13 protein-coding genes are annotated in these 11392 nt (G+C 57.1%); 4 read left to right on the forward strand and 9 right to left on the reverse strand.

The genetic code is table 11. The features are described from left to right. Nucleotides 1-213: 213 nt before the first annotated feature. From E4T21_RS16770 to E4T21_RS16790, 5 genes are all read right to left on the reverse strand, one after another. Entirely contained in the window at nt 214-1143 is a 930-nt protein-coding gene (locus tag E4T21_RS16770; protein WP_149286131.1) for a nucleotidyl transferase AbiEii/AbiGii toxin family protein, read from the reverse strand. Next, nucleotides 1127-1915: a type IV toxin-antitoxin system AbiEi family antitoxin domain-containing protein gene (locus E4T21_RS16775; protein ID WP_240349195.1), complete on the reverse strand. Its 789-nt coding sequence runs from the start codon at nt 1913-1915 to the stop codon at nt 1127-1129. Before E4T21_RS16775 ends, E4T21_RS16770 begins: the two co-directional genes overlap by 17 nt. 282 nt (nt 1916-2197) lie before the next feature. Continuing rightward, nucleotides 2198-2770, reverse strand: a complete 573-nt coding sequence (locus tag E4T21_RS16780) for a nuclear transport factor 2 family protein (protein WP_205423408.1) — start codon at nt 2768-2770, stop codon at nt 2198-2200. Next, nucleotides 2767-3048: an Atu4866 domain-containing protein gene (locus E4T21_RS16785; protein WP_149286133.1), complete on the reverse strand. Its 282-nt coding sequence runs from the start codon at nt 3046-3048 to the stop codon at nt 2767-2769. The genes E4T21_RS16780 and E4T21_RS16785 overlap by 4 nt, the downstream gene beginning before the upstream one ends. Nucleotides 3049-3217: 169 nt before the next feature. After that, on the reverse strand, nt 3218-3937 hold the full coding sequence (locus E4T21_RS16790) for an SDR family oxidoreductase (protein WP_205423409.1): 720 nt from the start codon (nt 3935-3937) through the stop codon (nt 3218-3220). Between the two features lie 111 nt (nt 3938-4048). Between E4T21_RS16790 and E4T21_RS16795 the strand changes: the two genes are divergently transcribed. Continuing rightward, nucleotides 4049-4924, forward strand: coding sequence for a LysR family transcriptional regulator (locus tag E4T21_RS16795; protein WP_240349196.1), 876 nt, complete (start codon nt 4049-4051; stop codon nt 4922-4924). Nucleotides 4925-5027: 103 nt separating this feature from the next. Here E4T21_RS16795 and E4T21_RS16800 read toward each other — a convergent pair whose 3' ends face one another. Further along, nucleotides 5028-5915, reverse strand: a complete 888-nt coding sequence (locus E4T21_RS16800; RefSeq protein WP_149286136.1) for a LysR family transcriptional regulator — start codon at nt 5913-5915, stop codon at nt 5028-5030. Between the two features lie 135 nt (nt 5916-6050). Between E4T21_RS16800 and E4T21_RS16805 the strand changes: the two genes are divergently transcribed. Further along, a complete protein-coding gene (locus E4T21_RS16805; protein WP_149286137.1) occupies nt 6051-6665 on the forward strand; it encodes a glutathione S-transferase family protein in 615 nt (204 codons plus the stop codon). Nucleotides 6666-6888: 223 nt separating this feature from the next. Next, nucleotides 6889-7299 carry a VOC family protein gene (locus E4T21_RS16810; RefSeq protein WP_149286138.1) on the forward strand — a complete coding sequence of 137 codons (411 nt, stop codon included), beginning with the start codon at nt 6889-6891 and terminating at the stop codon, nt 7297-7299. A gap of 141 nt (nt 7300-7440) precedes the next feature. Here the strand turns inward: E4T21_RS16810 and E4T21_RS16815 are convergent, their stop codons facing one another. Continuing rightward, the gene (locus E4T21_RS16815; RefSeq protein ID WP_149286139.1) at nt 7441-8439 is read right to left on the reverse strand and encodes an alpha/beta hydrolase; all 999 of its coding nucleotides are present in this window, start codon (nt 8437-8439) and stop codon (nt 7441-7443) included. Then, the gene (locus E4T21_RS16820) at nt 8436-9380 is read right to left on the reverse strand and encodes an MBL fold metallo-hydrolase (RefSeq protein WP_149286140.1); all 945 of its coding nucleotides are present in this window, start codon (nt 9378-9380) and stop codon (nt 8436-8438) included. Before E4T21_RS16820 ends, E4T21_RS16815 begins: the two co-directional genes overlap by 4 nt. A gap of 73 nt (nt 9381-9453) precedes the next feature. On the opposite strand from E4T21_RS16820, the gene E4T21_RS16825 reads away from it, so the two are divergent. Continuing rightward, nucleotides 9454-10377 carry a LysR family transcriptional regulator gene (locus E4T21_RS16825; protein ID WP_149286141.1) on the forward strand — a complete coding sequence of 308 codons (924 nt, stop codon included), beginning with the start codon at nt 9454-9456 and terminating at the stop codon, nt 10375-10377. A 73-nt stretch (nt 10378-10450) separates the two neighbouring features. Here the strand turns inward: E4T21_RS16825 and E4T21_RS16830 are convergent, their stop codons facing one another. Continuing rightward, the gene (locus E4T21_RS16830; RefSeq protein ID WP_149286142.1) at nt 10451-11293 is read right to left on the reverse strand and encodes a putative RNA methyltransferase; all 843 of its coding nucleotides are present in this window, start codon (nt 11291-11293) and stop codon (nt 10451-10453) included. Nucleotides 11294-11392: the final 99 nt, after the last annotated feature.

The following is an 11392-nucleotide window of genomic DNA, read 5'->3' on the forward strand; positions in this document are numbered from 1 at the left end:
TGTTGTGGCAAGACCAGTCTGTCATGAATATAGCGATAGAGTTGTCACCATGGGGTACAACTATAGTCATGCTAACTATCATCATGATGCATACAGATCTTGCCTTTATTGGAAGATCATCCCTTTATTTGCTGAATGAACTCCGTCTCTCCCCCCCTAGTTGTAGGTCACGAACAGCCGAAACGCTCGCCAGTACTCCAATAACGTCATGCTTCAAGAAAGTTCGTACAACACCTGCTCCAGCTTCAATCGATCAGAATCCCGTTTGCTATTCGAGCGCCGAGCCAAATTGTGTAGTTTTCGCCGAACGCCGGGTAATTCTTGGGCCTCAGGTAATCCAATCAAGCCAAAATCAGGTTGCTCGTTTTCTAAAGACAAAAGAAAAGTGCTCGACGACTCATCCAGCCAAGCAGCGATCCGCGCCAATAGCCTTGCTCGGTACCTCAGCAGTTGGTCAGAGCTTATCGGTTTGGTCGTCATCCCCTTGAAATGAGTATCGAATATCGCTTCGAAATTCGAAGGTTCTCTCGGCGCCAGCATTTCCCAAGCAGGCTTGGGGCTGCAAGACAGGTAGACAAGGAAGGTACGCCATAGTGTTGTATCTGCTCGCTCATCTTCTAAAAGCAAGCCGATATCAAAGAGGTCACGTGGATGTTGTCGTGTCAACGCTGCAGCCAACTTGCCCGCATAGAGATCAGCGAAGTGGAGCACCTGCACAGAAGCAAAACCAAATGCTTCTTCCACTGTCGGTCTAACCACCAGCTCTCGCACCGGATGCACTGTGCCACGCATTACCGGTGTGGTCTCGATATGTACACGTGCTCGGCCACGACTGACCACCAGCCGCGTAACTCCTCGAGTCCTCTCACCCGCCGACAGCTGAACCTGCAGCTGAAGTGGACGAGCACTCAAAATATCTGCCAGTCGCTCCAGCGCGGCGGCAATGGATGCCGAATCCTCATTAAAATCACGTACCGGCAACCAAGTAAGATCAATGTCGACCGACAACCGGGGTAAATCATGTTCAAACAAATTGATCGCAGTCCCGCCCTTCAAAGCGAAACGTGGTTCCTGAGCAAGAAAAGGCAAAACATCGACCAGCAACTGCACGCGATCAAAGTAGCGCCTATCCCAAGTGCTCATCCAAATCTCCTGGTAATGTGATCTGATAAGTCGGATGCAGCTGCCCTCCAGGCACTAACGAGCGTTTTCCACTCCCCAGATCCACATCATCCATCTGAACATGCGATAGCCATGCATGGCGGTGCCTTTCCGCCAAAGCCAGAAACAAGCGCTTAGCCTTGATACTGCGACAATGACGCAGCAGCCTTCCAACCCGTTGCGGTCGCAGGGTCGTCATTCCTTGCATCAGCGCGTCGGCTTCATAGACCAAGGATGCCTCCGGGGGACCATCACACAACTCCAGCATGGCCCGTTCTGGCATAGCACAGACGACGCTTTCCACACTGGAACTGGCCTTGCTCCACCCCAGCCCCTGATCAAGCAGCAGGTTTTCAGACATCTCTGGAGAGAAACGAATCACAGGAAAATCAAAGATTTTCTTTCTGTAAGCCTCAAAATGCTCTGATAGCGGTAGCTTGGGTACCCATCCAGGAAGCCGATCCGGACCATATAGTGTCACGGTGGCGGCTTCTCCCAGCCTCAGGTAGTGTTCGTACCCTTGCCAGGCCAATGCAAAGCGCCCTCCCACATGCAGGGACAACCTTTCCCCGAATTGCAGGGTACGCACCACTCCCTCCCATTGCAGCCGTCCGCCCTTCCTCATGTAGACGCCACGTGCCGGCGACTCCAGCCAGCCACTAGCCACGTAACGCGCGACAAGGCTGCTGGAGTAGCCATGAGCTCGCAGCCAGCGGCTGGAAACCAGCTCAGCATCATCCAAGCTAGCCAACAATCGGTTTATAAGTCCTGAATTTTGCTTACTCATAGTGTGCAAAATATACCCATCGCAAACCGATGCCAATATCTAGGTCTATATCTATGGTTTATGAAATATGAATTTTACATGCTAATAGTGAGCATTTTTTTCTTTTAATAAACCCCCTGATACATCACACCTTTCTGAGCATGGAAATGAAAAAGCCGCCGGTGATGATTCACCAGCGGCTTGCCCCTCAAAACACCCGAGCGGCTGCTCCGGCAACATCCGGGAAAGCCCCCCCTTTTGGATTCTTCATCAGCCCTCCCTGGGTTCATTGCTGTTGACGGCTTCGCGGTACGCGGCGAGATCAAGGAACGCTTCAGCTCGGGTCACCACGCCGTCTTTCATCCAGAAGATCCACACAAACTCATTGCGGTAAGGCGCGCCGGAGGTTGTCGTTGCACTGCCATCGAAGCGCACGATGACAACATCCCCTTCCGCCCAGAGCGCGTGTACCTCAGGCACTATCGGTGTCTGGAGCCGACTCACCAACGGTGCCGATGCGCGTGACAAGAAATCTTCCTTGCCGTTGTAAGTACCCGCGACTGGATCCGAGCCGTGAATTGTCCAGATGACGTCGTCTGCGAGAAGGTCATTGAAGACATTTTCCCCATTGGCCCATGCTTCGAACGCACGTTGGACAATGTCACGATTGCGCTCCGTCTCTGTGCGCTCTATTGCTCCCGGGGAAGCCACCTCCTGTCCGCTTGGCTGGGACAGTGCCGGTGTCACAGTCAGAAGCGGCATCCCCCAGGCGACGGTATAGATGAGGGCAAGCCGGTAGAGTGGACGAGACTTGTGCAAAAACGAACGCGCGCGACTGTTCATTGCTCCGTCTCCTCTCGATGCATGATCATTCCAGCATGGTGCAGCACGCCGTCGATGAAGGTTCCGTCGGCGGTGAACCCCGTGTCGTCCCAGTACTCGATGTCATTTCCCGTGATTTCGTAGCGCCCCTGGTAGGCCTTTTCTCGCGTGCCACGCGCCTCGACATAACGACCATTGGCAAGCAACTGGTGGCGGATATAGCCATCCTTGGTGACCCACATGCCGACATAGGAGCGGTTTTGTGCATCGCTTTCGATAGGTTCCCGGTGGTGTTTCATTTGAGCGAGGCTCCTTTGTCGAGAGACGTCTGTGTCAGAGTGCCGAGCAGACCTTTCAGCCTGAGCAGTGACAGAAAACGAAGCCATTCCCAGCGCCAGCACAACAGCAATCGTTGGCGAAATGGGCTGGTGAGCGGACCTGGATGGATGAGAGCACATGACTCATCTCCTACATCGCGGCGGTAGGACGAACCACGATTTCGTTCACGTCAACGTCCTCTGGCTGTTCGATCGCGTAGCGGACCGCGCGGGCGATCGCGTCCGGCTGCAAGGCAATGGCCCGGTATGTCGTCATGGCCTTGGCTGCAACCGGGTCGGTGATCGTGGACGCCAGCTCACTCTCGACCACTCCGGGATGGATACAGGTGACGCGGAGCTTGCCATTTTCCTGCCTCAGCCCATCCGAAATCGCCCGTACGGCATACTTCGTCGCGCAGTAGACAGCCGCCGTCGGCACGACACTCAAGGCCCCGACAGAGGCAATGTTGATGATGTGTCCTGCCTCTCGCTCGTTCATTTCAGGCAGAACCGCGGCAATACCATGCAGTACGCCCTTGATGTTGACGTCGACCATCTGCTCCCACTCGTCGGTCTTCATCGAACTCATGAGGGACAGCGGCATGATGCCGGCGTTATTGATGAGCACATCGACACGCCCCCAAGCCGCTCGGGCTGCATCGGCAAAGGCGAGGACACTATTGCGATCCGTCACATCGAGATGGCAAGTCAGCACCTCGCCACCGCTTGCCGCGATCTCCGCGGCGATGCCCTCGAGCCGATCGACGCGCCGAGCCCCAAGCATGACCTTTGCTCCACTACCGCCAAGTTCACGTGCGATTCCTGCACCGATACCACTGGACGCACCCGTAATAAGAATGACCTTGTCCATGCTGTACTCCATTGTTGGATGACGTGGACAAGAGTGGACTTTTGCGTCTGTCGCCGGTATCTATCACTTACTTAACTCAATGGTTAGCAATGCTGGACAATGAAAATCGACATGAACCTTCTGCCGCTGTTCCTCGCCGTTGCAGAAGAGGACAACTTTCGCGCGGCAGCCGATCGGCTTGGTGTGACCCGTTCGGCCGTCAGCCAAGGAATACGACGGCTCGAGGATGCCTTCGGCACGGCTCTCGTCATTCGCACGACGCGATCGGTGCATCTGACGGAAGCCGGGGAGCGCCTGCACCAGGCCATGTCGCAGCCAATGTCGGATATCGCGACAGCACTCGATCAAGTCGCGGCTGAGGATGAGCCACGCGGCCTCCTGCGCATTGCGGTGACTTCCATCGCTGAGCGATTCCTGTCCGGCCCGCTCATCGCGGCCTTTGCACAGGCATACCCCCGGGTGACGATAGACGTCACTGTCACGGACGAGGAATTCGACATCGTGGCCGCCGGTTTCGATGCAGGCGTCAGGCTGGGAGAAGTCATCGAGCAGGATATGATCGCCGTGCCTCTGACAGGCAACCAGCGCGAGATGGCAGTTGCAACCCCCTCCTACCTCGCCAAGCATGGAGCCCCGACACATCCACGCGAGCTGGTGCATCATCGCTGTATCGGTTGGCGACCAGCCCCGAACGTCGCTCCTTATCGCTGGGAGTTCGAAGAAAATGGTATTCCCTTCGATGTCGCTGTCGAGCCACAGATCACCACCAATGACCTGCGCTTCATGCTTCGCTCTGCGCTGTGCGGGGCCGGGATCACCTTCGCCACGGAAGAGACTTTCCGGCCCTATGTGGAATCCGGTCAACTCATTCCGCTGCTGCAGGACTTTCTGCCGCCATTCCCCGGTTTCTTCCTCTATTTCCCACAGCGCCACAACATGGCGCCCAAGCTTCGAGCGCTGATTGATCATGTCCGGCAGTGGCAATAACAACCGAGGTTTCCGATTCGCTCTTCCTGGCAGGTAGCTTCGCAGCGTTCGAAATCAGCCCCCTGGTCAGGAGACAGGCCACGCTTGAAATCACACTCACCGACTACAGCGATATCCCCTGCAAGTGACGCTTCGCGGCTTCAATAAAAGCGCGTACGTTCGGGTGATTCTTGCGCCCACTTTGAAACAGCAAGGAAATGGGCAGAGCGGGTGCCGCATCATCGGTCAGGAGTCGTTCAAGCCGGCCTGCCGCGACATGATCGGCGATTTGATAAGACAGCGTCCGAACCACACCGAGCCCGGCGACGGCAGCGGAAACGGCCGCATCCACATTATTGACTGACAGACGCGCGGGGTTCCCGGAACGCCGGGCATCGTCGGGCCCCCACCCACGATGCGGCCCGACCTCGTCCTCGACTCGGATCAGGTCATGATGTCGCAGATCGGACTGAGACATCGGCCTGCCACGCGCAGCAAGGTAGTCCGGGCTCGCGCTCAACACGCGCTGAACCTGACCCACTCGCAGCATGTGGAGCGAACTGTCTGGCAGATCGGCGATACGAATAGCGATATCAATGCCTTCTTCGACCAGACGGACCACCCGATCCAGCAACAGAAGCCTGACCTGAAGATTGGGGTACAGCTGTAACAGCTCGACCACAACAGGCAGGACATGCAACCGGCCAAACATGACCGGAGCTGTCACCGTCAGCGTTCCGCGTGGCGTCGACTGGCCACCCTGGACGATGTCGACTGCCGCATCGATCTCGGCAACCCCTGCCCGGCACCGCTCCAGAAACAGCGCACCTTCTTCGGTCAGCCGAACACTGCGTGTCGTACGCATCAAAAGCTGAACGCCAAGACTCGCTTCCAGGGCCGCAATCGTCCGCGTCACCGTTGTCGGCGACATATTCAGCCGTCGTCCCGCTTCAGCGAAACTTGCATGCTCCGCCACACAGATAAACGTTCTTAGCGTTCGCAGCCGGTCCATCGCGCCTCCTCTATTTCTCCTCTTCCTCCAAGCATTATTGCCCAAAACCGCAATAATGAAGTGCGGATTCAACGGATTGTCCCACCTTGGGACGAAAGACAGAATAAACACATTGTTGCCAAGAGGATATTTGCCGTGAAGCTCTACCATTACCCACTGTCAGGACATGCGCATCGCGCCGCCCTTTTTCTCTCCATCACGGGGGTCGACCATGAACTGATCGAAGTCGACCTGTCAGCCGGTGTACACAAGCAACCGGACTTCCTGGCACTCAATGCGTTCGGCGAGGTTCCGGTGCTGGACGACAACGGCACTATCATCGCGGACTCACTTGCGATTCTTGTCTATATCGCGAGAAAGGTCGGTCCCTCCCACTGGTTACCCACGGATCCGACTGAGGAAGCCCAGGTGCAACGGTGGCTTTCGGTTGCAGCGGGAAAAGTCGCCTATGGCGTCTGCGCCGCTCGGCTCATCACGGTATTTGGTGCGCCCTTCAACGCTGACGAGGTGATCGAGCGCGCGCACGCCACACTCGCTGTCATGGAGCGGACGCTGGCAGACCACCACTGGATCGCCGGGACACACGAACCCAGCATCGCGGACATCGCACTTTATAGCTATGTCGAGCGGGCGCCCGAGGGGAATGTAGATCTATCTGGATATCCAAGAATCCAGGCCTGGCTGCGCCAGATCGAAGGCCTCCCCGGCTTTATTCCCTTCCAGCGGACCCGCGCCGGTCTCGAAGCCTGAATCGATCTCTTTATGTCAGGAGTCTTCAACGTCCCTGTATCAAGAGTCTTCAACGTGTCAGGAGTCATCAACGTTCCTGTATCAAGAGTCTTCAACGTGTCAGGAGCCATCAACGTTCCTGTATCAAGAGTCTTCAACGTGTCAGGAGCCATCAACGTTCCTGTATCAAGAGTCATCAACGTTCCTGTATCAGGTAGCCATCAACGTATAAGGAGACATCAACATGCGTTTTGACACACTACGCCTCGATCATGTCGGTATCCGCGTCACGGATCTTGCGATAGCGGAGGACTTTTACGCCAAGCTGGGCTTCACCCGCGATCCCGAGGAGTTCTCACCAGAGGCCAAGGCCTGTGGGCTGGTGCATCCCACTGGTCTGCGGATCCACCTGATCTACAACGGCCAGCCTGCAGAGGAAGGCAACGTGCTGCTTGATGCGCCGGTCAAGCGGCCCGGCTACACGCACGCCGCCTTTATCATCGACAGCATGGACGAATTGGTGGAGTGGCTGGCGCGCGAAGATATCGGCATCAGCGAAGGGCCGGTCATGATGGGCCACGGTCGCCGTAACGTCTGCTTTATCCGTGACCCCGACCTGAATGTGCTGGAATTCAATGAGATATTGGCGCACTAGCGTATGAAAGCGTCCAGCAATAAAGCGTAGACAACGACTGTTCCTTTTCCCGTTTCCAGGCTGAAGGAACAGCCGCTTTACCGTCAGACCCGTTTCTTTCGGGTAGCCGGTGGAAAAGGCGGTCTCTTATCTGCGCCCCTTCTATGCCCCTCTTGTTGGCTCTCGCAAGAAGGCGATGATGGCATCGAAGGCCTGCCAGCGGCCTGGTTCCATCAGGATCATATGAGTGCCGCTGCCAATCTCGATCCAACGTCGATAGCTAGCGTTATCAAGACGTGAGAACAGATCCTGCATCATGTCGAGTCGCACATCCTGGTCCCACTCGGCGTGCACCAGCAGTACCGGAGCGGTGATTGCTCCCGGGTCATAGAGTGGACGACCGGCAAGCCAATGTTCACGGGTATCCTGGATTGCCCCGCCAGGAGCCCGAATGGTGCCCGATTCGGGAGCATCCAGATCGGTGGCATTGGTCACTGCAGCCCACTGCTCGAACCAGCCTGGTGGCAACAAGGCCTCGTGCTGTTCTATCGGCACTCCCGTCAACCATGCCTCACGGAAGGCATCGACATTCACTGAACGCCAAGCCGTCAGCGGCTGGCCTGCATCGATGCGCAATGGTCGACTCGACAGCCATAACGGTGCTACCAGCACCAGTTTTTCGATGTACTCGCCATGCTGGCTGGCATAGATCCCTGCGACCGAGCCACCCCAGGACATGGCTACGAGATTGAGGCGCTCGATGGCATTTTCGTCAAGAATGTATTCGACTGCCGAAGCCAGATCTCGCGCTGCGACGCGAGCCGGTGTCAGTGGCGGGTTGGCATCGTCTGGCGCTGACATCTCGACCGGTCGAGTCGAACCTCCGTAGCCCCTGGCATCCACTGCCCAGACGTCAAATCCGGCCATGGCCAACACGTCCATGAACGAAGCGCCATCCACAGGAACGTCGAACAGGCTCTCGCTGGGAAAGGTGGCACCGTGCATCAGCAGCAACGTGTTGCACGAGCTGGGCTCGCACATATCGGAACGACGTCTCCGACGTAGCTGCAACTGGATACCGGAAGTATCGCTGTCAATAAGATATGTATCGCGACGTACTTCATCTCGACCTAGTTCATCCACCGAGGCGCCAGTGTTCATGCTTGGACTCCCTGAACGAACTGCCAATCGAAACCCTGTGCATGTCGGCTGACCCTGCCGACGGAACTGTCACCGAAGTGTGTAGTAAAGACCAGGGCATCGAGCTCGACGGCTTGACGCATGGCCTTGTCACGGGATTGCCTTGCGGCCTGCGCGAACTCGCAATACACCGAGTTGACCTCGGGATGTCGGAACTGCAATGGGTGGTGCATGATGTCGCCCCAAAACAGCGCCGTCTGGCCTTGAGAGGTCAAGGAGATGGAGGCATGGTCAATGCTGTGCCCAGGGGTGGAATGGAAGCGAAAGCCCTCAATCTCGGTATCGTCGATATCGATTCGCTGATCCAGCCCAGCCTCCACGATAGGCAGGACACTATCTTCAAAGACGCCGCCAATCGGCTCGTGTCCCGGCTCACCAAGCCCTGCCTGCCGCAGGATTGGCGCTACCGCATCGCGTTCCTGGGAAAGCGCCCGGTTATACGCGTATTCACGTTCGGAAAAGACATAGCGAGCATTGGGGAAGGTCGCCACCCAACTCCCGCCCTGTAGCGTGGTGTTCCAGCCAACATGATCGGCATGAATATGGGTCAGCAGTACCAGATCCACCGTCTCGGGCGATACGCCGATCGCCTTCAGTCGCTCCAGAAAGGGTTCATCGAGCTGATGGAACAGCGGTGCCGTTGGGCGCTGCTTGTCGTTACCAGTGGCCGTATCGACCAACACGGTGTGCGTCGGCGTCTGGACCACCCAGGCGTGGATGCTCTGGCGCAGCAAGCCGTGATCGGCGTCGAAGCTTCGCTCGCCCCAATGCATGGCGGCGCGGGCCAGTACCTGGGCATCGCCTTGCGGGAACAGCTGCTCGGTCTCGACAGTATCCAGGGCGAGTTCCGGCACTTTGGTGATCAAGGCATTGCCGACACGAAACGTTGTCAGAGGCGTCATGAGGTTTTCCTGTTGACTGATGACAGCAGCCAGGGTATTCCTGTCATCACCATTAGAAAAATCGATTCAAAGAATGCAGCCAATTGATCATTTCGATCTTCGTAACTTCGACCTGAACCTGTTGATCGCCTTCGACGCGATGATGCGCGAGCGCAGTGTGACCCGAGCCGCAGAAAGGCTGAAGATTCGCCAGCCGGCCATGAGCCACAACCTTTCGTTGCTAAGAACCCTGTTTCAGGACGAACTGTTCGTGCGTGTGGGGACGGCCATGCAACCGACAGCGCGGGCTCAAGCCTTGGCCAATCCGATAGCGCAGGCACTGAGTGCGATGCAATCGATCATCCATGACACCTCGGAATTCGACCCCGCACGTGACCAGCGTATCTTTCGAATGGGGTTCTCCAGTGAGGTAGAACTGCTGTTGATGCCAGAGCTTGCTTCGCATCTGCGTCAACAGGCTCCGGGAGTGAGACTCCATGGCCGCCCGGTGCAGCAGCGCGATGTCTACCGCATGCTGGATGACCGAGCGCTGGACCTGGCGATCGGTTGCTTCGACAGTCAGGCTCAGCGTTATCGACAACAATTGCTGTTCGAACAGTCGCTGAGTTGCGTGTTTCACCCCGACATGATGGCACTCGGAGAGACGGTCTCTCTCGAGGAATACTTGAACCTGCCGCATGCTCTCGTCAGCCTCAGCGAGAGTCTGCATGGCTGTCTCGAATCGGCACTCGATGCCGTCGGTGGCAAACTCAACGTGGCCGCTACCTCGTCGGAGTTCCTCGGCGTGCTGGGCATGATCGCGAACGCCCCGCTGATCGCTACGCTACCGACCCGAATGGCTCGACGTTACGGCAAGGCGTTCGGCCTGCGAGTGGCCCCGCTGCCGATGACGCTGACGGTACCCGACGTGTCCCTGGTGTGGACGGCTCAGGAGGATAACCACCCTGCATCGCAATGGTTGCGAAATGAGATTGCCGACATACTGGGACGGATGTAAATGATGTTCTAGGCCGGGTGTAAATGGTGTTCTAGATAGCGTATCGCGCACTTGGCGTGGTGGGTGTGACGGTTCACTGGCAGGTAAATCGCGTTATTTGCACATCCACGCTAACGGTCAGCGATTCCAATGCCGCGGCTCGCGCTCGCCCCTCGGCATTGGCACGGTGAAGATGTGGTGTCATGGCCAGCAGGTCAGCAATCTGTGCGGCATGGGCAAGATCGATCGTGTAGCTCAGCCTCTCGCAGGATGTCCGAGTAAAACCTTCCGGCACGCTATTGTCTTCGTTGCGCGGCGACTTGATCGTGGGATAGATAACTTCGCGTAATTCACGCAAGTGATCAGCGCCAGCATCAACCTGAAGCAGCTCACCGCCTGGCTTCAGCACGCGGGCAAACTCCGTGTATACGGGGAAGCCGAACATGCATAACACCCGCTCCAGGCTACACGTTTGAACAGGCAACTGAGCATTGGTGCCTACCACCCAGGTGGCAGCCTTCTGGCTTTTAGCAGCCGCGAGCACCGCCCACTTGGAGATATCCACACCCAGTAGCGCCAGCTTTTGGTCATCACCGGCGGCGCCTTCCAGCTCACGCAGGTAGTAGCCCTCTCCACTGCCGGCATCAAGGCAGTGCAGCGCCCTATCCGCAGGCGCTTCCTTCAGCACTGCCTGGGCCACAGCCTGGGCAATCGGCTGATAATGACCAGCCTCGAGGAAGCGCCGCCGCGCCGCGACCATTTCCTTGCTATCCCCGGGATCACGGGAACGCTTGCGCTGCACTGGCAACAGATGCACATAGCCTTGTCGAGCGATGTCAAAACCATGGCCAGCCTCGCAACACCAGGCGCCATCGCGTCGATGCAGCGGATCTCCATCCAATGGGCAAGCCAGTGCTTCGAACGCTATTGTACTCATGCTCACTTTTCTCTCTTCATCATCCTGTAGGCACACAGGTCATCATCCAGCCACATATTGTAAGCCGCTGCAGCGCCTTTTACCGCAGCTACCGCACCG

Origin of the sequence: Halomonas binhaiensis (assembly GCF_008329985.2) — a bacterium.
GTDB lineage: Bacteria > Pseudomonadota > Gammaproteobacteria > Pseudomonadales > Halomonadaceae > Halomonas > Halomonas binhaiensis.